The organism is Methylosoma difficile, assembly GCF_054657615.1.
The window spans coordinates 347,846-371,375 of record NZ_BAAHYJ010000001.1; the positions used below are offsets into that span (position 1 = coordinate 347,846).

The window sequence follows — 23,530 nt, forward strand, 5'->3', positions numbered from 1 at the left end:
TCCAGCGCGGCGTTATCCATCAGACTAACTGGTAATCACAAAACGCACGGCATCCAAACGCAATTGCGCCGCTTGGATATTTTCATGCGCTAATAAGGTCATGTCTTTGAGCTGTTCAATTTCTTCTTCGCGAATCGTCGGGTTGACTTTTTGCAAGCGGACCAAGCGTTTGATTTCCGCACTTAACGAGGCCAGCATCGCTTGGGTGGCGTCATCGACCAACATTTGCATGTCTTCTTTGGCCTTGTTTTCTGCGGTGTCCAACAATTTGGCAAGATGGGCGCGCATTTTGTTGAGGAAAGCAATAATCTTTTGTTTATCAAAGTTTACGCCGGTTTCCAGCAAATCACGATGGGGAATTGCTGCCGTGACATCCTTATTGTTTTGGTCAATCAACACGCGAATGGGCGTAGGCGGCAGGAAGCGGCCTATTTGCAGTTCTGCCGGTGCGCTGCATTCGGCGACAAACAGGCATTCCATCAGGAATTGTCCGGCTTTCATGGCAGGAGGATGCTTGATAACGCTGATAACGGCATTGCCAGTTTCACTGGTCAGCACCAAATCCATCGCCGCATTGACCATGGGGTGTTCCCACGTTAAAAACTTCAGCTCTTCACGTGCCAAGGCGTTGTTGCGGCTGACCGTAACCGTCACGCCATCTTCCGGCAGTTCAGGGAAATTAGCCACGCGCATGTGGTCGCCCGGACGGATGATGTAGCAATCCAGCGAATGGAATTCGGTTTCCACGCCATAGCATTCGAACAAATCTTCCATGTAAGGCCACAAGGTGGCGGCGTTTTCATAAGCATTGATTTGCCGGATAAAGTCGTCTGCCAACTCTTTGCGGCAAGAATTAAGCTCCAACAATTGGTCGCGACCGTTATGCAAATCCTGCTCGATGCTAGCGACCAAGCTTTGGGTTTGCGCGACAAAGGCATCCACTGCATCCGCTTCGGGCTTGACCAACAACGCCGCCAATTCGTCCTTTAAACGGTCTGCCACGTGTTGCGCCGCCGAACAATTGTGCCGGAAAGCATCCATACCTTCGTCATACCAGCGGTACAGCACCGCTTGCGGCGAGTTTTGCCAATAAGGGATGTGGATTTGGATAATGTGCTTTTGGCCTATCCGATCCAAACGCCCAATGCGTTGTTGCAGCAAATCGGGGTTACTGGGCAAATCCCATAGCACCAATTGGTTGACGAATTGGAAGTTGCGGCCTTCGCTGCCGATTTCCGAACAGATCAATAATCGCGCCGAACTTTCCTGGTCGGCAAAATAAGCGGCGGCGCGGTCGCGTTCGATAATGGTCATGCCTTCATGGAAAACTGCCGAGGCTATACCGGCGCGGTTTTTTAAGGTTTGCTCCAGTTCGATGGCGGTATGGGCTTCTTTACAGATCAGCAAGGCTTTATTTCCTGCCCATTCCTTGACCTTTTCAACCAACCACAAATAGCGCGGGTCTTTCAGCAAACCCTGTTGACCATCGACTTCAACAGCGGACAAGGCATAACCAAAACGTTCGCGCTCAGGGAAACCTTGCACCGTTTGCCGCGAATTCCTAAACAAAATCCGCCCTGTGCCATGATGGTCAAGCAAAATGCCAATGAGCCGCTCGCGGGCATCGCCAGCCTTATCGGCATCGTCCAACTGGTTGATAAGGCCGCTGACATTGTCATCTTTAAGCAATTGCTTCAGCAAATCTTTATCGGCATCGTTAAGCGGCTCGTCCGCCAACAACAGTTTGGCGGCATTGGCAACCGGTTCAAACTGCTGTTCTTCTTGCAGGAATGCGGCAAAGCTGTAGAAACGATCCGGATCCAACAAACGCAAACGCGCGAAATGGCTTTCTTTACCCAATTGTTCCGGCGTAGCGGTCAATAAAATCAGGCTGGAGGTCTGCAGGGCCAAATTTTCGACAAAACGGTATTCAGGGCTGACGGCTTGTTCGCTCCACGCCAAATGGTGGGCTTCGTCAACAATCACCATATCCCAACCGGCTTGCAACGCTTGCTTTTGCCGCTGCGGGTAGGCGGCAAAAAATTGCTGGCTGCAAAGAACCAGCTGTTCGGCTAAAAACGGATTGTCGGCTTTGTTGGCTTTTTCGGCAGCAGGCAAATCGGGCAAGTCTTCTTCAAAGCCGTCATCGCCCAATTCGCTTAAGCAGCGCGCTTCATCAAAGACGCTAAAGCGCAGGTTGAAGCGCCGGAGCATTTCCACCAACCATTGGTGCAGTAAGCTTTCCGGCACAATGACCAAGACGCGTTTGGTCAGGCCGTTAATCAGACGGTGGTGTAAAATCAAACCCGCTTCGATGGTTTTGCCCAAACCCACTTCGTCCGCCAGCATAATCCTCGGCGCGAGGCGGCTGGCGGCTTCGTGGGCGATGAACAATTGATGCGGAATGAGCGAGGTGCGTCCGCCCAGCAAACCTTTGACCGGCGATTGCTGGTGTTGCTGCCGGTTCAACCACGTTTGGTAACGCAACATAAACCACGCGGCGGGGTCGACCTGGCCTAAAAACAAACGGTCTTGCGGTTTGTTGAATTGGATGTGGTGGTTAAGCTCCACCTCTTCCAAGCGTACGGTTTCGCCGTCGGCATCAATACCGACATAAGTCAACAAGCCTTTGTTTTCCAGCACTTCAGTGACGGTGATTTTTTCTTCATCAACCGATTCCACGGTATCGCCCACCGAAAAAACCACGCGCGTCAACGGCGCATTATCGCGGGCATAAATACGGCGTTCATCACTGGCCAAATACAGCACGGTGATGCGGTTAAAGCTGGCGTCTAGGATTAAGCCTAAACCCAGTTCTGATTCGGTATTGCTAATCCAGCGTTGGCCGGGGATAAAATTTTCCATTTTTAAATCGCCACAAAATTCACATAACAACAAAGCCTTTATTATAGCGGTTGGGGGCTTTTGTTTTGGCAATAAATTCGTCACAGGCCGCTATTTTCGGGCAACTTGGCTACACGAAACCCGACGGTATTGTTATACTCAGAAACCTATAACCGCCAAAGCGCCCCTGCCCCCTTGATTATCCGAATTGCCCTCTATTTGCTGGCTATTGCTGTTGTTGTGCTGGTGTCGGCGGATATTATGCTGGAACTGTCCATGCCCATGCTGCCGGAGCTGACCACCGACGCGGGCTTGGCCTTATTATTGATCGGCTTCGCATTATTGCTGGCTTATGGGCTTGCCGTACTGGGGAAACAAAGCGTGGCGGCAGTCGCCGACTATTGCTCGCGCCCACAACGTTTGCAGCGAAAAGCCTTGTTTATCGCCGCCCGCCAGCAACGTTTAAAACGGTTACTGCATTTTAAAACCGACTATCTGGCCTATGTTCACGAACAACGCCGCAAACGCCTACTGGATGCCAATAACCGCAAGCACATCAAGGCCTTGGCGAAAGCCATCGGCAAGCAATTGCGGATGGCAAGGAAACATCTAGCACGCCCCACTTATCGGCAATGGCAGCAGCAACTCCGCCATTACCAACACCAACAAGATGCCGACGCGTTGCTCCGTTTGCAGCAACACATTGAGGCTTTGGATCAACCATGACGCTCTTAAAAACGTGGCTATTGGCGGCAGTCAAACTGTTCCATACCGTCAAAGATGAAAATTTGCAGTGGCAAAGCCAAAACCAAGACCAAATTGCCGCCTTAAAACACGCGCAAATTTTGGCTGAACAAGCCTTGTCTGCAGATCTGCAAAAGAAAACCGTACAACTGGAACACGAAATTGATTTGCTGAAAACCCAAAACGCCGCCGAGCTGGCGATGTTCAAAACCAAATGCCAGCAAGACATTCAAGATTACCAGCACTACCTGAACGCGCTGGACCAGCTAAAGCGCTCCATCCAAACCAGTTACACGCATTTGCCGGAAGCGGTGGCGTTCACCATCCATCATCACGCCAAGCAACTGCTAAACCGCATGTGGGAAACCCAAGATTTTGCTGAAAAAATGCAGTTGGAAATGCAGCTCATCACCTTTATGACCGCCGTGCATGACGATGCCCGCCTGCAATTGCAAGGCGACGCGACCGATAACCTGCCGGCAAAAACCTTAGGCTTGTTAAAATCGCCGTAACTGTTGTCTGTTGGCATGACAGCCTATTTTTGCGCCCCAAACAGCAAAGGCCATCAATCCCCAATCCGCCCGTTTTAACCCACTTTAGGAGCGCCCATGCCATTTACCGTCTCCCATGCCGCCGCCGTCTTGCCCATCCCCAATCTTCTGGGCAAGCATGTTTCCTTATCGGCATTAATCATCGGCAGCCTATCGCCTGACTTGCCTTACTTCCTGCACCTGTTCACGGGCGCTTTCTCGCATACCTTACCCGGCATTATTTTGCTTTGCCTGCCACTGGGTTTGGCTTGCTATCTGCTTTTCCACGGTATTTGCAAACGTCCGGCAACAGCACTATTGCCCGACTTCCTCTCGGCAAGGCTTGCGCCTCAGGTTTTTGACGCGCCACTCTGGCCTAAAACTTCATTCATCACAGTGGTGTTTTCAATTGTTTTAGGTGCATTAACCCATATCGGCTGGGATGCTTTCACCCATTACGACACACCGGTGACGTTACGCTTCGCGTTTTTCCAACAGCCCGTCTTCACGGTGGCAGGCCACCCGCTGCTGATGTACAAACTGCTGCAATACCTGAGTTCAATTTTCGGTTTGCTGGTGATCGCCCGGTGGATCAGACAATGGCTGCTGATAACGCCAATACCCAGCCAACATCCGCAGCAATTGGGTAGACGGCTGCGATATGGCATTATTTTGGGATTGTGCCTAACAGGCTTGATCGCCGCCATTCCAAGCGGCTTAGCAGCGAAACCTTACAGCTACGAATGGCTGCTATTTAACATCATCACCTCAAGCATCAATGGCTTAGGCATCGGCTTTGGCGCGTATTGCTTGCTTTGGTACGGGCGGTATTTTTTGGGTAGGGGTACGCAGGTAGAACCCTAGGTTGCTGAACGGACTTGCGTCCGTGAGTTTGAAGTTTTTACGCCTTATCGCAGCATGGACGATAAGGCGGTTTGATGGGATTAGCTAAAAATGATTAATCCAAAGCCATAAAGCTTTGCAAAAGGTTTCCGGCTTTCGCCATTCCCAAATGCAAGTTGTGTTCAATTTCCGCCATGGTAATTTCACCTTCGCTTTTACCCGCCGCCCAATTGGCAACCACGGAAATCGCCGCGTAGTCGATGCCCAACTCCTTAGCTAAAGCGGCTTCGGGCATGCCGGTCATGCCAACCAAGTCGCAACCGTCCTGTTCCATACGATTAATCTCGGCGATGCTTTCCAATCGCGGCCCTTGGGTGCAACCGTAAGTGGCAGTATTGCTGATGGAAACACCCGCCCGCCCGGCAGCGGCAATCAGGGCTGCCCTTAGCTTGGGGTGATATGGAAAAGTGAAGTCGATATGGGTGACTGGAAAATCATCGTCCTCAAAAAAAGTCTGTTTGCGCCCGTAAGTGTAATCAATGACCTGATCGGGAATGGCGATGTGCGCCGGTGCCATCGCATTGGTGATGCCACCCACCGCTGCGACAGCAATAATGCTTTCGATGCCCAGCTGCTTCAAACCCCAAATATTGGCGCAGTAATTGATTTTATGCGGCGCAATCCGATGCGGGTTACCGTGCCGCGCCAAAAACACCACTTCTTTTCCGTACAGTTCGCCCGTGATGAATTCAGCAGATGGCGTTCCGTAAGGCGTTACCAAATTGTCGCGCTTGCTGATTTTTAAGCCCCCCAGTTGGGTTAAGCCCGTACCGCCGATGATTGCCAAATTCGTCATTGTTTTAAGTCCTCTTCTTGGCAAGCGAAAATGCCTGCTGCATTGCGTAAATAACCTTTGTAATCCATGCCGTAGCCGAACAGGTAGCGGTTTTCTACCTCAAGGCCGACAAAATCGGCGGCGATGGGTTTGCTTTGGTTGAGATTTTTGTCCAACAGCACCGCGCTGTAAACCGCAGCTGCGCCTTGCTCAAGACAATATTGCCGGATGGCAACCAACGTGATGCCAGCATCGAGAATATCATCAACCAGCAACACGGTGCGGCCTGCCAACGGCGTTTGCGGTTTCAGCAACCAAGCAATGTCGCCGCCAGACGTTTGGTTTTGGTAGCGGCTGGCGTTGATGGCATCGACAGTCAGCGGCATGGTCAGACGGGGCAGCAATTTGCCGGCGGTGACAATACCGCCGTTAATGACACACAACACCAGCGGGTTGCTGTCCGCCAGTTGTCGATTGATGGCAACCGCCATGTTGTCCAAAGCGGCTTCCAATTGCTGTTCGCTGTAGAGCAAGTCAGCATGGGCTTGAATACGTTTGACTTCCTCAAGCATAGCGGGCAACCCATTGTTGGATTTGTTGGGAAACCTGCTGCCATTGCCCGCTCGCCATCAGTTCAGCGCGGTTGGCTTGGGCATGGCCTATCATGCTTTGCAGGCGCTGTTCGCGGATCGGGTCGTCGATGACGGGCAAAGCATCCAACACCTGTTCGGCGGCGGCAGGGTTGTTGCACACCAAGATCATATCGCAGCCTGCTTGTTGGGCAAGCCGTGCGCGTGCAGGGAAGTCACCGACCGATGCCGCGCCTTCCATGCTTAAGTCGTCACTGAACACTACGCCGTTAAAGCACAGTTCCTGCCGTAAAATTTGCTGTATCCAGAACGATGAAAAGCCGGCGGGGTGCGCATCAATTGCCGGATACAAAACATGGGCGGGCATAATGCCTTCCAAGCCTTCGCTGATAAGCTGCCGGAAAGGCAGCAAATCTTTGGCGCGGATGCTGTCCAGATCACGCTCATCGACCGGCAGCGTCAGATGCGAATCCAAAGCGACTGCGCCGTGTCCTGGAAAATGCTTGCCAGTCGCCGCCATGCCCGCTTTTTTCATGCCGTTGCGGAAGGCACTGGATAATTGCGTTGCCAATTGCGCATCAGTCGCAAACGAACGGTTGCCGATAATTTCGCTGACACCACAATCAATATCCAATACCGGCGCAAAGCTGAAATCGACACCAACAGCCAGCAATTCCGCCGCCATCAGCCAGCCCGCCGGTTCTGCCCATTCCGGCGCATCGGCATAAGCGGCAGCAGGTGGCAGGCGGGTAAAACCGTTTTGGAAGCGCTGCACGCGACCGCCTTCCTGATCGACCGCAATCAAAATATCGCCATCACGGGCTGCACGAATGTCGGCAATCAAGGCGCTGACTTGCTCTGGGTCTTGATAATTGCGGGCAAATAAAATGACCGCGCCGGTGCTGGGGTGATTGATGACCGCTTTTTCGTGGTCGGTTAGGCTTAAGCCCGCCACATCAAGCATGATGGGGCCGATAGGTTTGGGGTTGCTCATGATGGTGTTGGACGTTTCCGCAAAAGCGGTGGATTGGCGAAATAAAAAGTCCGTTAAGTTTACTGGTAATTGCTGCTTAAGAAAAACTTTTGCACTTTATTATGGCTGGTTGGCGGGACATTGGCGCTTAGCCGTTAAGCAACCACCCCACTTTAACCTTGTTGGCTTGGGCTAAACGGCTAGCGTTATTCAGTATTGAAATTATGTGGCAAGGCTTGGCGCGGTTTGCCTACAAACCAATAAGTTATTATTTGTAAAAGCAATCCAAGCCCTTTGGCGACTTTAAGTTTGTGAACAACTTGGGTTTTATGCATAATGTGTGCAGGTTTTTAAGATTTCCAATAGTTTCAAGACTTTTCAGTAGAAGGTTGCACGGTATGGCAGAATTGATAAGTAGCGGCGTTGAATTAATGTTTGTCGGCATGGGCATTGTGTTTTTGTTTTTGCTGATGTTGGTGTGGACGATTAATGTCATGTCTGGGTTAGTGCAACGTTATTTTCCTGAAGCTTCCGAACCCACCTTAAGTATCCCTACCTTGTCAGGCAACACGCCCGATAAAACGACGATTGCCGCCATTGCCGCCGCCGTCCATCAATACCGCAGCAAACATAAGCCTTAACCCCCATTTCCAAGCAATCACACCCAGCCGATTGTAGACAAGGTCTTCCAGGAGAAATACAAAGCATGGCCAAAGATAAACATCCGCCTTTAGCAATTACCGAAGTCGTATTGCGTGACGCGCACCAATCCATTTTAGCCACGCGCTTACGCATTGAAGACATGTTGCCCATTTGCGAGAAGCTCGACCAAATCGGCTACTGGTCTTTAGAGTCTTGGGGAGGGGCCACCTTTGATGCCTGTATCCGCTATTTGGGCGAAGACCCTTGGGAACGCTTACGCTTGTTGAAAGCCGCCATGCCGAAAACCAAGCAACAAATGCTGTTGCGCGGGCAAAATATTTTAGGCTACCGCCATTATGCCGACGATGTCGTCGACAAATTTATCGAACGCTGCGCCGTTAACGGTATCGACGTATTCCGTATTTTTGATGCCATGAACGATATGCGTAATATCGAACGCGCCGTCAAAGCCGTATTGGCGACCGATGCCCACGCCCAAGGCACCATTTCTTATACCACCAGCCCCGTGCATACCATTGATATGTGGGTGAATCTGGGCAAACAAATTGAAGATATGGGCGCGCATTCCATTTGTATTAAAGACATGGCGGGCTTGCTGAAACCTTACGAAGCGTTCGAACTGGTCAGCCGTTTGAAGAAAAGCACAAAAATCCCCATCCACCTGCATTGCCATGCAACCACAGGCCTCAGCGTACCGACACTGATAAAAGCCGCCGAAGCGGGCGTTGACAACGTCGATACCGCCATTTCTTCAATGAGCATGACCTATGGGCATACCGCGACTGAAACCATCGTCGCCTGCTTGGAAGGCTTGCCGCGTGCAACGGGCTTGGATTTGGTCAAGCTAGAAGAAATTGCCGCTTATTTCCGCGACATCCGCAAAAAATACGCGCAATTTGAAGGCAGCTTAAAAGGTGTCGACAGCCGCATCCTAATCGCCCAAGTGCCGGGCGGCATGTTGACCAACATGGAAAGCCAACTGAAAGAGCAAGGCGCGTCTGACAAGTTTGACGAAGTCATGCAAGAGATTCCGCGCGTCCGCGAAGATTTGGGCTTTATCCCACTGGTCACGCCCACTTCGCAAATTGTCGGCACGCAAGCGGTCATCAATGTAATGAGCGGCGAGCGTTACAAAACCATCACCAAAGAAACCGCCGGCGTCTTAAAAGGCGAATACGGCGCAACACCCGCACCGGTCAATGCTGCTTTGCAAGAACGCGCATTAGCGGGTGGTCAGCCCATTACTTGCCGCCCAGCCGATTTGTTGGCGGCGGAAATGGACAAGTTGATTGCCGAGGTGCAAGAAAAAGCCAAAACCGAAGGCGTGAAGCTAACCGGTATTTTGGAAGAAGATGCTTTAATTAACGGCATGTTTGCCCAAGTCGGCTGGAAGTTTTTGGCAAATAGGGGCAATCCTGCCGCCTTCGAAGCCGCACCCGATCCTGAAGCCTTTGCTGCCGCCAACGCACCGAAAAAAGACGAAGCCGTTGAAAACTATTCCGTCAACGTCGACGGCAAAATCTTTAATGTTGCCGTCGGCCCTGCCGGTGCAGAATTGCACATCCAACCCGCCACACCCGATACCGTCAAAATTATCCCAACCGCCAGCAGCGGCTCGACCGTTAACGCACCGATGGCAGGTAACATCCTGAAAATTTTGGTCAGCGTAGGCAGTGTGGTCGCCGAAGGTGATATTGTGGTCATCATGGAAGCGATGAAAATGGAAACCGAAGTACGCTCAAAATACACGGGCATTGTCAGCGCCGTACACGTTAAAGAAGGCGGCGCAGTTGCTGGTGGCAACGCCTTGATAACCTTATAACCACGGACACATCAAGAGACATTTTATGGAAAATCTGACTTCACTCTGGCACAGCACCGGCATTTATAATTTTACCTCCGGTCAAGCCTTTATGATTCTAGTAGGTTTCCTGCTACTGTTTCTGGCGATTAAAAAAGGCTTTGAACCGCTGCTGCTCTTACCCATCGGCTTTGGCGCGGTGCTTAGCAATATTCCTGTCGCAGGCATTTCCGAAGAGGGCGGGCTGCTGTACTACCTGTATTTCGGCATTAAAGCCGGTATTTTCCCATTATTGATCTTCATGGGTGTGGGCGCGATGACCGACTTTGGCCCCATGCTCGCCAACCCAAAAACCTTGCTGCTGGGAGCCGCCGCGCAGTTTGGTATTTTTGCCTCGTTGCTGGGCGCATTGGCGCTTAACGTCGTGCCTGGTCTGCAATTCACTTTACAAGATGCCGCCGCCATCGGCATTATCGGCGGTGCCGACGGCCCAACAGCTATCTATGTGGCCTCCAAACTTGCGCCCGATTTGCTCGGTGCGATTGCCGTTGCCGCGTATTCGTACATGGCGCTGGTGCCGCTGATCCAACCGCCGATCATGCGCGCACTGACCACCGAAGCCGAGCGCAAAATTGAAATGCAACAAATGCGCGTGGTCAGCAAAGCCGAAAAAGTCGTTTTCCCGATAATGTTGTTGGTGTTGTCGATTTTGCTGTTGCCATCAGCCACACCGTTAATCGGCATGTTCGCTTTGGGCAATCTCATGAATGCTTCCGGCGTGGTTGAGCGTTTAAGCCAAACCGCACAAAATGAACTGATTAACATCGTCACCATTTTCTTAGGCTTATCGGTCGGTTCAAAACTGAATGCCCATGACTTCTTGCAATTGAAAACCCTGGGCATTTTGGCCCTAGGTGCCGTTGCCTTCGCCATCGGCACCGCCGCCGGTGTCATCATGGCTAAAATCATGAACCGGTTTAGCAGCACGCTGATTAACCCGTTAATCGGCGCAGCTGGCGTATCTGCCGTTCCTATGGCAGCCCGTGTCGCCAATAAACTCGGCTTGGAAAGCAATCCGCACAACTTCTTGCTGATGCACGCAATGGGCCCGAATGTGGCGGGCGTTATTGGCTCGGCAGTAGCGGCTGGGGTTTTATTAAGTTTGGTCAAATAATACTGGGCGTCAAAACACTTTTTGACGCCATAAACCCAATCTTCACCCCAAAAACTAAGATTTGCCCTCTCCAGGCCACGCCCTGTTTCTCCGCCCTATCCCCATCATTCATCAAGGTTGGCCTAATTTAGGCGATGCCAATCATCCTTTATTAACGCATTGTATTAGAAGGGCTTAATAGCCACTGCAATGCTTCACAAACCGAAATAAACGCAGCTAAACTTAATAGGCTATTATGCAGATACTGGTTTATGCACCGATACGGAAACTGAGGCGAAACAAACTTCAATCATTCAAAAACCATCACGCATTGGGCGTTCATTTCCCAACCACCCGACACCAACCCTTATTTCCATGACCCAATCCCCTTTCTCAGGCAGTTATCCGTCCAATGACGTTGAATTCCTGCTTAAACCCATTAGCATCGAAAATACCCCCATAGCCATCAAAGAAGCATTGATCCAGTCTGGGCAAAAGCATTATTCACAAATGCTCAGCCATGAATCTTTACCTTCAGCGGCGTACTTGGATTTGTTCCGGCAAGCGATGACTACCAACAAACAGCGCTTGGCGGCAGATATTATCAGCTTGGCGGCAGGAATTATTGCCACCCGACCACAGGGAATTACTTTGGTGTCGTTGGCGCGGGCGGGAACGCCAGTTGGCGTGTTGCTTAAGCGGGTATTGCAAGATTATCACCAGATCAACGCCGCACATTATTCTATTTCCATCATTCGTGACATCGGCATCGACACCCATGCCTTACGCCATATTTTGCAAAATCATGCACCGGAAACACTGGTGTTTGTCGATGGCTGGACCGGTAAAGGCGTGATTGGTAAGCAGTTGGCGGCTAGCCTGCAAGCCTTTGCCGAAAGCGATGGCATTGTTATTCCTGCCGGCCTTTATGTGTTGGCAGATTTATCCGGCACGGCAGCGATTGCCGCATCGGCGGAAGATTACTTGATCCCCTCGTGCATTTTAAACGCCACCGTATCCGGCTTGGTCAGCCGGTCGGTGTATGATCCGCTCACCGCCGCTGCCAATGATTTCCACGGTTGCGTGTATTATCAGCACTTTGCCGAACACGATTTATCACGTTTTTTTGTTGATGAAATGCTTGCCAGCGTCAAACAGCAATGGGGCAAGCCGATTCCTCCCGCCCGCTTTCAAGCAGGGCAAGCGGCAATTGCAGAGAAACTGCTTGCCGATTTGGCAACCCGCTATAATGTCAGCTTAGCCAATTACATTAAACCGGGGATTGGCGAAGCGACCCGTGTGTTTTTGCGCCGCGAAGCCCGCCTGTTGCTGCTGCAAGATGGCAGCGCCGAAGCGACGCAGCATTTGCGTTGGTTGGCAGAATCGCGCGCCGTACCGGTTGAAATTGTCACCCATTTACCGTACCGCGCCGTGGCCCTAATTAAAGAGATCGCTTTATGACATTAAACCTTACCCATCCTAACTGGTTTTCGCCTTGGCAACTCGGCGCTCCGCTGTACATGCCCGCCCACCGCCCTGATTTAATGGCCTGCGCCAATGGCGAAAAACTGCCCTTTTTGCGTTCCATGATTTTCTGCACCGAAGATGCCGTCGCCACGGGCGATGTCGATGGCAGCCTGCGCCATCTGGGCTTATGCTTGCAAGGTTTCCGGCCTGTGAGCGGCAAATACCGTTTTATCCGCGCCCGCAATCCGGAAGTATTGGCACGCCTGTTGGCTTTGCCCGATATTGGCAAAATTGACGGTTTTGTTTTACCCAAGCTCACCATCAACAATTTTAGCCGCTACTTCGAACAGCTGCGCGGCACCGATTTTAAAGTGATGCCCACCTTGGAAACCCAAGATGTTTTCGATTACAAAGCCTTATGCGAACTGCGGGCAGCGTTTTTACAAACCGACATTTTCCCTAAAATCACCCTGCTGCGTATTGGCGGCAACGATTTGATGAATTTGTTAGGCATCCGCAGGCCACGCGGGATGACGTTGTACGAAACACCGCTAGGGCCCGTCATTTCGCAATTGCTCACCGTTTTTAGGCCGTATGGTTTTGCTTTAGCCGCACCGGTGTTTGAATACCTTAACGACACCACGACCTTACATCGGGAAATCCAACAAGATTTGGCTTATGGCCTGATTGGCAAAACAGCCATCCACCCCGCGCAAATCCAGTTTATTGAAGCCGCCTACGCGGTCGATAACGACGATTACCAAATGGCGCAAAGCCTCTGCGCCGAAGACGCACCTGCCGTGTTCAAAATGCATGAAGCCATGTGCGAAGTCGCCACACATCAACGCTGGGCAACCGACATACTAAACCGGCAACGCTGCTACGGTGTCAAGATGCCGGAATTGCAGGATGGCTATAGGGGTTTATCGGTTTAGAACAACCTTTTTAAAACACACTTTCAACAACACGACACGGGGGAACCAATGAATAGAATAGATCTGGTTGCCGGGCAAAACTGCCCACTGCCAAGCACTGACCTGCACATTAGCCTAAGCTACGGCTCTAAACCGCACGATTTAAGTGTCGATGTCAGTGCTTTTTTGCTGAATGCCCAAGGCAAAGTGACTGCCGATGACGATTTTGTGTTTTTTAACCAGCCCGTCCGCCACGATCAAGGCGTGGAACTGGATACGCAACAAAACAAATTTACCTTGCGCCTATCGCGCACCTCGCCCGACATCCAAAAAATCGCCTTTACCTTAACCATTAGCGATGGCCTGAACAAAAGACAAAATGTCGCTTCGTTAAACAATGTCACCGTGTTGGTAAAGGATTTTTTGACTGGTTTGGAATTGGCTTGCTTTAACCTCAATACAGCCGCCAACCAAGAAACCGCATTGATTGCCGCCGAAGTATACCGCCATCAAGGCCAGTGGAAATTCCGCGCCATCGGTCAAGGTTTTGTCGGCGGCCTGCAACCCTTGGCGGAATTTTATGGTGTCGATGTCAGCGAAGGCGAATCAGCCGCCCCGCCATCACAAGCAGCGCCTGCTCCTGCCGGAAAGGTTAACCTGAGCAAAGTCACACTGGAAAAACGCGGGCAATCCATCTCGCTGGAAAAAAACCAAGGCGGCTTGGGTGAAATTATCGTCAACCTGAACTGGAACGCCACACCGGTCAAATCCACCGGTTTTTATAAACCCAGCACCCAGGGCATTGATTTGGACCTGGCCTGCATGTGGGAATTTAAAGACGGCATGAAAGGCGCCATACAAGCCTTGGGCGGACATTTCGGCAATTTGCGGCAATTTCCGTTTATCGAATTGGATCAGGACGACCGCAGCGGGCAATCGGTCGGCGGCGAAACCTTACGCATCAATGGCAATTATTGGCAGGAATTCCACCGCGTGCTGGTGTTTGCGTTTATTTACGAAGGCGTGCCGAACTGGTCGCATGTCGATGCGGTCATTACCATTAAAGGCAAAAACCAGCCTGATATTGAAGTGCGTCTGGACAGCCACCGCAACGACCAGTACATGTGTGCGATAGCTATGTTGGAGAATATTGACAACCAATTGCGGATCACCAAATTGGTCGATTATTTTGCCGGACACCAGCAGATGGATATTGCCTATGGCTGGGGGCTAAGTTATAGGGAGGGCAGCAAATAGCCCAACCGATGGGATCCGCGTTTATGGAAAAAAGCATGATTTTTACCCTGCACAGCCATCACCTTTTTATTTGCATGAAGACCGCTTTGCTAAAAATAACACCCCGATAACCACAGGAGAACACAATGAGTTTTGACAATTTTTTAAGCCAATTAAAATCGAAAGCCAACGAACTGAAAACCGAAGCTTTAAAGTTTAAAAACAAAGATTTCTTAAATGCCGCTATGGCGGGTTCGGCGTTGATTGCCATGGCGGATGGCAGCATCAGCGCGGAAGAAAAGCAAAAAATGATCCGCTTTATTGAAAGCAATGAGGCCTTATCAGTCTTTACCACCAGTGATGTCATCAAAGCTTTCCAAGACTATGTCAGCCAGCTGGAATTTGACACCGACATCGGCGAAGCCAAAGCCTACCAAGCCTTAGGCAAAATGAAATCCAACACCGATGCCGCGCGTTTGTTGATGCGCATGATTATTGCCATTGCCTCATCAGACGGCAATTTTGACAGCTCAGAAAAACGCGTGGCAATGCATATTGCCGCTGAATTGGGCGTCAACCCCGCCGAATTTTCATTGGCTTAAGCTTTTGTCCGATGCGCCAACCCGATTTGGCGCATCCAGTCAACGACAGCCTTCCCCCGCTTTATAGCCAATCCAGCATAAAATGATGCCCCGTTCGCCCTGAGCTTGTCGAAGGGTGTTTGCGGTTCGACAAACCCGCCACGAACGGCATCATTTTATTTTTATTCCTGCCCGTTAAGCGAATAAGCCATAGGATTGCTGGCAATTTCCCTTGCCGCCAAAAATTGTGCGTAATAATTGCGCGAGGCAAAACCAAAGGCGGGGCCATTATAAGCATTAACAATGCGGACAAAATCACGACCGACTGTGTTTTGTGCTTTTCTCATCCCGCCGATCCCGTGATTGTAAGAAGTGATCGCCGTCGGCCAATCCCCAAGTTTTCGGTAGGCGTGGCTTAAATAATTGGCGGCACCTTTGGTCGAGGCAACGGGGTCGAGACATAAATCCACCCTACCACCTGGCATGAAGGTTTTCGCCGCGCCTTTGGTGAATTGCCACATGCCAATTGCGCCTGCCGAAGAGCGCGCCGAGGGTTGGAACGAAGACTCTACATGCGGCAGCAAGGCCAAATCTTCGGGCAAGCCTTTCTCGCGGAAAATTTGTCTAAATTGACGCTCGTAACGGCGGCTGATTTCCAGCCCTTTCATGAAGCGTTCACGGGTTCCGCGTTGTGAACGCACGCGTTGCGAAGCGCCGTACAAAACGCTGTTCAGTTGCCTGCCGTTATTCTGCAGTTTGGTAATGATTTCCCTATCACTGCCGCTCAGTGGCGCGTTATAGCGCAATTTGCTTTCTAAAGCCGCCAATTGCACTTTCCAGAACTCACGCCGTTGTTTGACCCTATCTTTCTGTTCGCTAGTCAGGCTTTCCGCAACATAACCCGGTATCACCATGACTTCATAGACAACATCCAGATAGCGGTCATCATGAATAGCCACTTCCGACCGTCGCCATTGCACATAGGTTTTGCGCCAAAAACCCACTGCGGGTTCAAGCTCGCCAGGTTTTAAAAATTCACCGGAATAAGTCGAGACAGGCGGCCTATAAAAATTTTGTGGCGGAGTTTGTGGCTGGGTTGGGTAGCCAGCATTATTATCAGGCTTGACGACCTGCTCGTTACCGCCACAGGCGCTCAACAGCGAAGCTATCGCCAATAAAAGCCAAAATTTTGAATTTATCGGGGTCATTTTTACTGGATCAATAGGCGCTGTCATGTTGAAATCTCATGGGGTTTAATCGGTTTTCACATCATAATCCCTCGCCCTAAATCTGACCAGCAGCCAATCCAAATAACCGCCGCGCAAGTCATAAGATCGCCGATCTTGTAGGGAAAATAGAGTTTAACCAAATGGCAATGCCTGCTGTTCGGGTTCACCCGCTGGCTTGGCCTTGCCGGTCGCGCACAACCGGTTGAGGAAATCCACCACCGACAAGCCCAATTCATAAGCCATGTTGACCGGTACGGCATTGCCGATTTGTTTGTATTGCGAACTTAATGCGCCTTTAAATTGCCAGTCATCAGGAAAAGTTTGGATACGCGCGTACTCGCGGACAGTAAACGGGCGTGTATCGTCAGGATGGCAACGTTCGGTCTGTTTCTGTGCAGGCGCACAGGTTAACGTCAAACACGGCTCATCCCAATGCATACGCCGCGCCATGCCGGTTTTGCCGCCGCTTAAATAATAACTTTTCATCATATAGTCTTTTTGCAAGGCGTCGGGCAAATCGCGCCAATAACCGCCGGGCGGTACATGATCCATAATGGCGGCTTTTTTGGCAGGGTAGCTTTGTCCGGCGGATTGCGGGACATCGCTGGGAAACAAATCACCCGCCTTGAGTGCATCTTTCAGCGTGTAGACTTTTTGGTAAGGCCGGGGCCAGTGGAAATCAACTCCGCCGACGCAATCGTTACGTATCCCAACCAGCAATAGCCGTTCACGTTTTTGCGGCACGCGGTAAAAAATCGCTTTCATAATATGCGGTTCCAACAGGCTATAACCCAGTTCTTCAAGCACCGAACGGATATTTGCCAAGGTTTTGCCGTCGTCGTGGTTCAATAAGCCACGTACATTTTCCGCCATGAACAATGTCGGCTGGGTTTCTTTGACGGCACGGGCAAACTCATAAAACAAGGTGCCGCGCGCATCTTCAAAGCCCATTTTTTTGCCTGCATAACTAAACGCTTGGCAAGGAAAACCGCCCGTCACCACATCGACCTGACCGTGATACGGGGTAAAATCAAGCTGGGCAATATCACCGGCCTGAACATTCCAGTGCGGTCGGTTGGCTTTGAGGGTTTCGCAAGCGCTTTTGTCGAGTTCGCTCAGCAAGACTGTATCCAGCCCTGCCCGCTCCAAGCCGATTGCCAAGCCACCGCCACCGGCAAACAGCTCGATGGTTTTATAGTGATGGTGAGGGGTAATATCAAGCCGTCCGCTGTCGTCAAAAATAAAATGCAGTTCTTCAAACTGACGTAACTGCTCCTTATTGTAAAACCGGTAATTGTTCATAGGATTACGCAACGACGGCAGCTTGCCGCTGTTATCCCAGCGACGTAAAGTTTCCTTAGAAACCCCTAGCATGTCAGCAACTTGGGCGACAGAATACATAGTTAACCTTTATCAACCTTATACAAGGTTATTATTATAAATAAGTCAACACGTTTTGGCTATCACCCTATGACTGACCGTATCGATCCTGCCGCACGCTCGCGAACAATGGCGGCCATTCGCAGCAAAAACACCCAGCCGGAAAAATGGGTGCGTTCTGCCTTGCACCGCCAAGGTTTCCGCTTTCGGCTGCACAATAAAAAACTGCCCGGATCGCCTGATTTGGTACTAAAAAAATACCATGCGGTTATATTTATCAACGGATGTTTTTGGCATCAACACGAAGGCTGCAAAAGCTCGCATCTGCCGAAAACCCGCACCGTATTTTGGGAGAAAAAATTTGCCCGCAATCGGGCGCGCGACCAACAAGTGCTGTACCAACTAAAAATGCTGGGCTGGCGGACAGCAATTGTCTGGGAATGTGGCCTCAAGAAAAAACAGCGGGAAACAACCTTGCGGCATTTGCAAGCCTGGCTATTTAGCCAAGCAGAATATTTTGAAATGCCGGTTTTTGATGAGTTTAGTGATTTATGAGAGTTGAAAAGATTTACCTTATGCGGCTACCTATTCCGGCAAACCGCCAAAGCCTCTTCATAATTGGGTTCATGTGCCAATTCGTTGAGCAATTCGTTATAAAGCACTTGGTCGTTTTCATCGAGAATGACGATGGCTCTTGCGGTTAATCCTGCCAACAAGCCATTTTGGATTTTTATGCCGTAGTCTTCGGCAAAACGGGAGCGGAATGTTGACAAAGGGATGACGTGCTTCAGTCCTTCGTGGGTGCAAAAACGGCATTGCGCAAAGGGCAAGTCTGCCGAAATAACCAGCACCACGGTATTGGGCAGATGCGCGGCCTTTTCGTTAAAGCGTAACGTAGAGGCGGCGCACGTGGGGGTATCTAAGCTGGGGACGATGTGCAGGATTTTTCTTTTGCCCGCATAAGCGGCAAGGCTGATGTCCGCCAATTGGCTGTTGACCAAACAAAAATCGGGGGCTTGGCTGCCTACGGCAGGCAAATCGCCATTGGTGTATACGGGTTGGCCTTGGAAACTGAGGGTTGCCATGTTTTGTCCTGCGGGGTAGCTGTGCGGCGGGGTTTTGGGGAGCGCTAGGCAAGCTTGTTTGAAGCTCCGTGCAGGTCTGTTGCCCGCACGGCTTGTCGGTTATTTTTTGTCTTTAATACGCTTCATCAAACGTTCGCGTTTTTTCACTTGCCAATCGGTCAGCTTGTTTTTCTGGCCTTTGAACGGATTGACCGGCGATTTAAATTCCAAGCGGATGGGCGTGCCGGACAACTTAAGCTTTTCGCGGAAGTAGTTCATCAGGTAACGCTTGTAGGAAATCGGCAACGCATCGGTTTGTACGCCGTGGATAACCACCACCGGCGGGTTGCGTCCACCTTGGTGGGCGTATTTGAGTTTAATGCGGCGGTTGTTGACCAGCGGCGGCTGATGCGCTTCGGTGGCTTCTTTTAAGATGCGGGTCAGCTCTGGCGTAGACATGTTAATCATCGCCGACGCATAAAGCTTATGCACAACATCGAACAATTTACCCACGCCGCTACCATGCAAAGCAGAAATGGGGTGTTTTTCGGCAAACTCCAAAAACGAGAGTTTGACTTCCAGTTGCCGTTTGACCAGCTCGCGCTGTTCGGTGCTTAAGCCATCCCATTTGTTCAGGCCGATAATCAAGGCCCGACCCGCTTCCAGCACCTCGCCCAGCAAATGCGCGTCTTGGTCGGTCACACCTTCGCTGGCATCCACCAAGTAAATGACCACTTGGGCTTTATCAATTGCCTGCATGGATTTGATGACGCTGAACTTTTCGATGGTTTCGGAGATTTTTGACCGCCGACGCATGCCCGCCGTATCAATCAGCGTAAATTGTTTGCCGTTGCGCTCGAAAGGAATGTAAATGCTGTCGCGCGTGGTACCCGGTGCGTCAAACACAATCACCCGCTCTTCTCCCAACAGGCGGTTGACCAACGTGGATTTGCCGACATTGGGGCGACCGACAACCGCTATGGCAATGCCTTTGCTCTTGTCTTCTTCCGGTACTTTAACAGGCGGCAGCAGTTCTGCAACGCGCTCGAGCAATTCAGGCACACCGCGCCCGTGGGAAGCGGCAACTGGCAACGGATTGCCCAACGCTAAGGAATAGAAGTCGTTGGTTGCAATATTGGCATCAATGCCATCGACTTTATTGGTGACCAAAATGATGGGTTTAGCCAATTTCCGCAAACTTTCGGCAATGGCCTTATCAGAAGCGCTCAAACCTTCACGGGCATCCACCAAAAAGCACACCACGTCAGCCTCAGCCAAAGCAATTTCCACTTGTTTTCTGGACATGCCTTCAATGCCTTCGGCATCGTCAGCAATACCGCCGGTATCAACCAGAATGTAAGGGATTTTGCCGATCTTGACGCGACCGTATTGGCGGTCGCGGGTCAAGCCCGGCAAGTCAGCAACCAAGGCTTCACGGCTGCGGGTCAGAAAGTTAAATAAGGTGGATTTGCCAACATTCGGGCGCCCGACCAGGGCAATTACGGGTAACATAGGCTCTTAAGGTAAGCGTGCTTTTAAAGCAGTGAGGGTGCCATCATTGGCATAAATAAAAACAGTGTCGCCAACAACCAGTGGTTTGGCGTCAATAGGGGCATCCGCCGCTTGGATGCGCGCCATTTGGCGTCCATCGCTATTGCCCAGCCAGTGGACATAGCCTTCCAAGTCAGCAACGACAACGTAGTTTTCGTAAACAGCAGGAGCCGTCACGCGGCGGTTATGCAATTCGCTTTGCTTCCACAACGATGAACCGCTGCGTTTATCAAGCTGGTAAACATAGCCTTGTGAATCCGACACATAGAGGTAACGCCAGTCGGAGGTCAGACCTGTATAGGAGTTGATGGTGTCGTTGCGCCATAAGACTTCGCCATCCAAAACGGATGCGGCACTCGCGCCACCGTGGAAACTGCTGACGTAAATGACGCCTGCTGATTCGATTAAATCAACATCCAAATCGACCAAACGTTCAACTTCGGAACGGCCCTGAGGAATGGCAACACTGGCTTCCCAAACAAATTTGCCGTCCGCCAAACGCAAGGCAATCAGCTTGCCGTTATCATTGCCGCCGATCAGATTGTCATCGACGATAACCGGTGCACCGGTACCGCGAATACTTAAAGCCGGAACAGCGACTTCATAGCTCCATAATTTTGCGCCGGTTTTTTCGTTCAGCGCCGTAATCGAGCCATCTGTCGTCCGAACCACCACCACGCCGTGCCCGATGACGGGTATCGACAAGACTTCGCTGGTGACGGCGGCTTTCCAAAGCTGCGTGCCATTCTCAAGACTTAAGGCAAACACTTCGGCATTACTGCTGCCTAAAATAACGGTGCTGTTGCCTATACCTGGGCCACCCGAAAAATTGGCTTCCGTTTCCACTTCCCATAATAATTTACCGGTGGTGGTGTCGCGGGCTTGCACCAGACCTTCACGGTCGGCGGCAACAATTTTGCCATTGGCAACCGCTGGGATCAGCTTTAAAGTTTGTTCATCACTGCCAACACCGACGCTGGCTTGCCATATTTCCTCAAGCTTTAGTTCCGGTGTGTATTCAACCAAGGGGCTGGGCGGCTCGGCGTTATCTGCACCGCCACTAAAATAATCGGAAATGCCGGAAAACGATTCGCCGACCGTATCCATGGCGGCACAACCCACCAAACTTAAAGACAACAATAAACAAATAAGAAAGCGCATTATTTTTTCGCAGCTAATTTTTCAGGCGGGGTAAGGTCGTCAATTTTGGCTTGCAGCAAAGGCGATTGGTGACCATTTTCTTGCGCTTTCAGATACGAAGTCCGCGCTTGTTCCGGGCGGTTTAGCGCCACATACAAATCACCGACCAATTCATCGTATTGGTTGGCAAAATGGACGGAGCTGGCAGGATCGATCTCATTGACCAGCTTTAAGCCTTGTTCGAATTCTTTGTTGGCCATCATCAGACGCACCAAGCGAATTTTGGCGATATTGCTGATTTCCTTATCAGAGGATGCGGAAACCGTCTCCAAAATTTTTCGTGCGCCGGGCAAATCGCCTTGTTCAGCCTTAAATTTGGCTTGTAACAATTGACCATAAGCGGCGTAATGGGTTGAACCGTATTCGGTCTGCAATTGCTCCGCCAGTTTTTCAACACTGTCTTTTTTGTTGGCGGCGACGGCGCGGTTCAGCTCGACAAAAGCATTGGAAGCTTGTTGCAGACGTTCTTGTTGGTAGCTTTGCCAGTAGTTCCAGCCCAAAATGATGGCAACGCCCATGACCACGCCGACAATGGTTGTGGCGCTATTGGCTTTCCACCAGCGTTTTAGGGCTTCAAGTTGTTCTTCTTCAGTTTCGTAAATTTCCACGGTATGTCTCTTTTGCTTTGCTGATTGATACCGGCTTAAACAGCACGGTTTTGAAAATGTTCGCCTAAAAAGGCAATGGCTTGTTCCAGACTTAAGGTTTGTTGTGGTGCCTCGATGCGTAAAGATTTGCAACCAATGACGCCTTGCGCCGCTTCATCGTCGCCTAAAATCAGGGCAAAATCGGCATGGCTTTTGTCGGCTTTTTTAAATTGGCTTTTAAAACTGCCACCGCCACAATTGACTTGTAACTTTAAGGCAGGCAACGCATCGCGCAGTTGTTCGGCAAAACGCAGACCCACTTTTTCAGCCGTTTCGCCGACTCGGATCATGAACACGTCCACCGGTTTTGCCAGTGGATAATCACCAACCGTTTCCATTAAGGCCAATAACCGCTCGATACCCATGGCAAATCCGACCGCATGGTTGGCTTTGCCGCCCAATTGTTCAATCAGGCCGTCGTAACGCCCGCCAGCACAGACCGTGCCTTGCGAACCCAGTTCATCAGTGACCCATTCGAATACCGTTTTGCCGTAGTAATCCAAACCACGCACCAAGCGTTGGTTAATTTCGTAGCCAATTCCCAAATCATCAAGCAAAGCCGTAATGCTTTGGAAATGTTGCAAGCTATCTGCGCCTAAGTAATCCATGAGTGCAGGGGCATTCGCCACCAACTCAGCCATTGCCGGATTTTTGGTATCCAAGATGCGTAAAGGATTGGTCAATAGGCGACGTTGGCTGTCTTCATCAAGCTGCGCGGCGTGGTCTTGGAAATACGCCACCAAGCGTTCGCGGTACACTTGCCGCTCGGCGACCGTACCTAGCGAGTTGAGTTGCAATTTGACTTTGTCGCGGATTGCCAAACGCTTCCATAAACGATCCATCAGCACAATCAGCTCGGCATCAATATCAGGGCCCGCCATGCCGTAAGTTTCGACACCCAATTGGATAAACTGACGATAACGGCCTTTTTGTGGGCGTTCGTGGCGGTACATCGGACCGTAATACCACAAACGATGCACTTGACCGTTCAATAAGCCATGTTCAAGGCAAGCCCTCAGGCACCCTGCCGTACCTTCGGGGCGCAAGGTTAAGGAATCGCCATTACGGTCTTCAAAGGTGTACATTTCCTTTTCAACAATGTCGGTGACTTCGCCGATGGAACGCTTGAACAGCTCAGTTTTTTCGACAATCGGCAGGCGGATTTCACTGTAGCCATACGCGCCCAAAACCTCGCGGATGACTTGTTCGGCGTATTGCCAAAGGGGAGTTTGCTCGGGCAGCACGTCGTGCATGCCGCGGATTGCTTGAATGTTATTTGCCATAA

The 23,530-nt window shown here is 50.9% G+C and carries 22 protein-coding genes; 11 read left to right on the forward strand and 11 right to left on the reverse strand.

Annotated elements, in window-relative coordinates; genetic code table 11:
* Positions 1-24: 24 nt before the first annotated feature.
* Entirely contained in the window at positions 25-2,865 is a 2,841-nt protein-coding gene (gene rapA, locus ACYQ1O_RS01760) for an RNA polymerase-associated protein RapA (protein WP_459989855.1), read from the reverse strand.
* Between the two features lie 105 nt (positions 2,866-2,970).
* Here rapA and ACYQ1O_RS01765 point away from each other — a divergent pair, with 105 nt between their 5' ends.
* The 3 genes from ACYQ1O_RS01765 to ACYQ1O_RS01775 all read left to right on the forward strand — a co-directional run bounded on the left by ACYQ1O_RS01765 (position 2,971) and on the right by ACYQ1O_RS01775 (position 4,982).
* Positions 2,971-3,570: a hypothetical protein gene (locus ACYQ1O_RS01765; RefSeq protein WP_459989856.1), complete on the forward strand. Its 600-nt coding sequence runs from the start codon at positions 2,971-2,973 to the stop codon at positions 3,568-3,570.
* Positions 3,567-4,100, forward strand: coding sequence for a hypothetical protein (locus ACYQ1O_RS01770; protein ID WP_459989857.1), 534 nt, complete (start codon positions 3,567-3,569; stop codon positions 4,098-4,100). The genes ACYQ1O_RS01765 and ACYQ1O_RS01770 overlap by 4 nt, the downstream gene beginning before the upstream one ends.
* Positions 4,101-4,196: 96 nt before the next feature.
* Positions 4,197-4,982 (forward strand): DUF4184 family protein, encoded by a 786-nt coding sequence (locus tag ACYQ1O_RS01775; protein ID WP_459989858.1) that lies wholly within the window; start codon positions 4,197-4,199, stop codon positions 4,980-4,982.
* 94 nt (positions 4,983-5,076) lie between these two features.
* Here ACYQ1O_RS01775 and ACYQ1O_RS01780 read toward each other — a convergent pair whose 3' ends face one another.
* Genes ACYQ1O_RS01780 through nagZ form a run of 3 tightly spaced genes read right to left on the reverse strand, consistent with a single transcriptional unit; the run spans position 5,077 to position 7,380 of the window.
* Entirely contained in the window at positions 5,077-5,817 is a 741-nt protein-coding gene (locus ACYQ1O_RS01780; protein ID WP_459989859.1) for an S-methyl-5'-thioinosine phosphorylase, read from the reverse strand.
* A complete protein-coding gene (locus tag ACYQ1O_RS01785; RefSeq protein ID WP_459989860.1) occupies positions 5,814-6,368 on the reverse strand; it encodes a hypoxanthine-guanine phosphoribosyltransferase in 555 nt (184 codons plus the stop codon). The genes ACYQ1O_RS01780 and ACYQ1O_RS01785 overlap by 4 nt, the downstream gene beginning before the upstream one ends.
* Complete coding sequence (gene nagZ, locus ACYQ1O_RS01790; protein ID WP_459989861.1) at positions 6,361-7,380, reverse strand: beta-N-acetylhexosaminidase; 1,020 nt, start codon at positions 7,378-7,380, stop codon at positions 6,361-6,363. Before nagZ ends, ACYQ1O_RS01785 begins: the two co-directional genes overlap by 8 nt.
* A 377-nt stretch (positions 7,381-7,757) precedes the next feature.
* On the opposite strand from nagZ, the gene ACYQ1O_RS01795 reads away from it, so the two are divergent.
* The 7 genes from ACYQ1O_RS01795 (at position 7,758) to ACYQ1O_RS01825 (ending at position 15,195) form a co-directional block, all read left to right on the forward strand.
* Positions 7,758-8,000, forward strand: coding sequence for an OadG family protein (locus ACYQ1O_RS01795; protein ID WP_459989862.1), 243 nt, complete (start codon positions 7,758-7,760; stop codon positions 7,998-8,000).
* A 65-nt stretch (positions 8,001-8,065) separates the two neighbouring features.
* Complete coding sequence (oadA, locus tag ACYQ1O_RS01800; protein ID WP_459989863.1) at positions 8,066-9,844, forward strand: sodium-extruding oxaloacetate decarboxylase subunit alpha; 1,779 nt, start codon at positions 8,066-8,068, stop codon at positions 9,842-9,844.
* Between the two features lie 25 nt (positions 9,845-9,869).
* Complete coding sequence (locus ACYQ1O_RS01805) at positions 9,870-10,997, forward strand: sodium ion-translocating decarboxylase subunit beta (protein ID WP_459989865.1); 1,128 nt, start codon at positions 9,870-9,872, stop codon at positions 10,995-10,997.
* A 354-nt stretch (positions 10,998-11,351) separates the two neighbouring features.
* On the forward strand, positions 11,352-12,437 hold the full coding sequence (locus ACYQ1O_RS01810) for a cysteine protease StiP domain-containing protein (RefSeq protein WP_459989866.1): 1,086 nt from the start codon (positions 11,352-11,354) through the stop codon (positions 12,435-12,437).
* Positions 12,434-13,378 (forward strand): HpcH/HpaI aldolase/citrate lyase family protein, encoded by a 945-nt coding sequence (locus tag ACYQ1O_RS01815; protein ID WP_459989868.1) that lies wholly within the window; start codon positions 12,434-12,436, stop codon positions 13,376-13,378. Before ACYQ1O_RS01810 ends, ACYQ1O_RS01815 begins: the two co-directional genes overlap by 4 nt.
* Before the next feature lie 48 nt (positions 13,379-13,426).
* Positions 13,427-14,614, forward strand: a complete 1,188-nt coding sequence (locus ACYQ1O_RS01820; RefSeq protein ID WP_459989869.1) for a TerD family protein — start codon at positions 13,427-13,429, stop codon at positions 14,612-14,614.
* Between the two features lie 125 nt (positions 14,615-14,739).
* Entirely contained in the window at positions 14,740-15,195 is a 456-nt protein-coding gene (locus ACYQ1O_RS01825) for a tellurite resistance TerB family protein (RefSeq protein ID WP_459989870.1), read from the forward strand.
* 161 nt (positions 15,196-15,356) lie between these two features.
* Here ACYQ1O_RS01825 and ACYQ1O_RS01830 read toward each other — a convergent pair whose 3' ends face one another.
* Entirely contained in the window at positions 15,357-16,409 is a 1,053-nt protein-coding gene (locus ACYQ1O_RS01830) for a lytic transglycosylase domain-containing protein (protein WP_459989871.1), read from the reverse strand.
* A 126-nt stretch (positions 16,410-16,535) separates the two neighbouring features.
* Positions 16,536-17,804 (reverse strand): DNA (cytosine-5-)-methyltransferase, encoded by a 1,269-nt coding sequence (dcm, locus tag ACYQ1O_RS01835; RefSeq protein ID WP_459989872.1) that lies wholly within the window; start codon positions 17,802-17,804, stop codon positions 16,536-16,538.
* A 69-nt stretch (positions 17,805-17,873) separates the two neighbouring features.
* Between dcm and ACYQ1O_RS01840 the strand changes: the two genes are divergently transcribed.
* A complete protein-coding gene (locus tag ACYQ1O_RS01840) occupies positions 17,874-18,338 on the forward strand; it encodes a very short patch repair endonuclease (protein WP_459989873.1) in 465 nt (154 codons plus the stop codon).
* Between the two features lie 26 nt (positions 18,339-18,364).
* Here the strand turns inward: ACYQ1O_RS01840 and tpx are convergent, their stop codons facing one another.
* The 5 genes from tpx to hisS form a co-directional block, all read right to left on the reverse strand.
* Complete coding sequence (tpx, locus tag ACYQ1O_RS01845; protein WP_459989874.1) at positions 18,365-18,868, reverse strand: thiol peroxidase; 504 nt, start codon at positions 18,866-18,868, stop codon at positions 18,365-18,367.
* A 99-nt stretch (positions 18,869-18,967) separates the two neighbouring features.
* Positions 18,968-20,359 (reverse strand): ribosome biogenesis GTPase Der, encoded by a 1,392-nt coding sequence (gene der, locus ACYQ1O_RS01850; RefSeq protein ID WP_459989875.1) that lies wholly within the window; start codon positions 20,357-20,359, stop codon positions 18,968-18,970.
* A 6-nt stretch (positions 20,360-20,365) separates the two neighbouring features.
* Positions 20,366-21,559 carry an outer membrane protein assembly factor BamB gene (gene bamB / locus ACYQ1O_RS01855; RefSeq protein WP_459989876.1) on the reverse strand — a complete coding sequence of 398 codons (1,194 nt, stop codon included), beginning with the start codon at positions 21,557-21,559 and terminating at the stop codon, positions 20,366-20,368.
* Entirely contained in the window at positions 21,559-22,206 is a 648-nt protein-coding gene (locus ACYQ1O_RS01860; RefSeq protein ID WP_459989877.1) for a YfgM family protein, read from the reverse strand. Before ACYQ1O_RS01860 ends, bamB begins: the two co-directional genes overlap by 1 nt.
* A 35-nt stretch (positions 22,207-22,241) precedes the next feature.
* Complete coding sequence (hisS, locus tag ACYQ1O_RS01865; protein ID WP_459989879.1) at positions 22,242-23,528, reverse strand: histidine--tRNA ligase; 1,287 nt, start codon at positions 23,526-23,528, stop codon at positions 22,242-22,244.
* Positions 23,529-23,530: the final 2 nt, after the last annotated feature.

Excerpts from the sequence above, each read along its gene's own strand:
- hisS (WP_459989879.1), bottom strand. The coding sequence starts at position 23,528 with ATGGCAAATAACATTCAAGCAATCCGCGGCATGCACGACGTGCTGCCC.
- ACYQ1O_RS01820 (WP_459989869.1), top strand. The coding sequence starts at position 13,427 with ATGAATAGAATAGATCTGGTTGCCGGGCAAAACTGCCCACTGCCAAGC.
- ACYQ1O_RS01780 (WP_459989859.1), bottom strand. The coding sequence starts at position 5,817 with ATGACGAATTTGGCAATCATCGGCGGTACGGGCTTAACCCAACTGGGG.
- der (WP_459989875.1), bottom strand. The coding sequence starts at position 20,359 with ATGTTACCCGTAATTGCCCTGGTCGGGCGCCCGAATGTTGGCAAATCC.
- dcm (WP_459989872.1), bottom strand. The coding sequence starts at position 17,804 with ATGTATTCTGTCGCCCAAGTTGCTGACATGCTAGGGGTTTCTAAGGAA.
- ACYQ1O_RS01795 (WP_459989862.1), top strand. The coding sequence starts at position 7,758 with ATGGCAGAATTGATAAGTAGCGGCGTTGAATTAATGTTTGTCGGCATG.
- nagZ (WP_459989861.1), bottom strand. The coding sequence starts at position 7,380 with ATGAGCAACCCCAAACCTATCGGCCCCATCATGCTTGATGTGGCGGGC.
- ACYQ1O_RS01785 (WP_459989860.1), bottom strand. The coding sequence starts at position 6,368 with ATGCTTGAGGAAGTCAAACGTATTCAAGCCCATGCTGACTTGCTCTAC.
- rapA (WP_459989855.1), bottom strand. The coding sequence starts at position 2,865 with ATGGAAAATTTTATCCCCGGCCAACGCTGGATTAGCAATACCGAATCA.
- ACYQ1O_RS01810 (WP_459989866.1), top strand. The coding sequence starts at position 11,352 with ATGACCCAATCCCCTTTCTCAGGCAGTTATCCGTCCAATGACGTTGAA.
- tpx (WP_459989874.1), bottom strand. The coding sequence starts at position 18,868 with ATGGCAACCCTCAGTTTCCAAGGCCAACCCGTATACACCAATGGCGAT.
- ACYQ1O_RS01825 (WP_459989870.1), top strand. The coding sequence starts at position 14,740 with ATGAGTTTTGACAATTTTTTAAGCCAATTAAAATCGAAAGCCAACGAA.
- oadA (WP_459989863.1), top strand. The coding sequence starts at position 8,066 with ATGGCCAAAGATAAACATCCGCCTTTAGCAATTACCGAAGTCGTATTG.
- ACYQ1O_RS01815 (WP_459989868.1), top strand. The coding sequence starts at position 12,434 with ATGACATTAAACCTTACCCATCCTAACTGGTTTTCGCCTTGGCAACTC.
- ACYQ1O_RS01840 (WP_459989873.1), top strand. The coding sequence starts at position 17,874 with ATGACTGACCGTATCGATCCTGCCGCACGCTCGCGAACAATGGCGGCC.
- ACYQ1O_RS01770 (WP_459989857.1), top strand. The coding sequence starts at position 3,567 with ATGACGCTCTTAAAAACGTGGCTATTGGCGGCAGTCAAACTGTTCCAT.
- ACYQ1O_RS01775 (WP_459989858.1), top strand. The coding sequence starts at position 4,197 with ATGCCATTTACCGTCTCCCATGCCGCCGCCGTCTTGCCCATCCCCAAT.
- ACYQ1O_RS01830 (WP_459989871.1), bottom strand. The coding sequence starts at position 16,409 with ATGACAGCGCCTATTGATCCAGTAAAAATGACCCCGATAAATTCAAAA.
- bamB (WP_459989876.1), bottom strand. The coding sequence starts at position 21,559 with ATGCGCTTTCTTATTTGTTTATTGTTGTCTTTAAGTTTGGTGGGTTGT.
- ACYQ1O_RS01805 (WP_459989865.1), top strand. The coding sequence starts at position 9,870 with ATGGAAAATCTGACTTCACTCTGGCACAGCACCGGCATTTATAATTTT.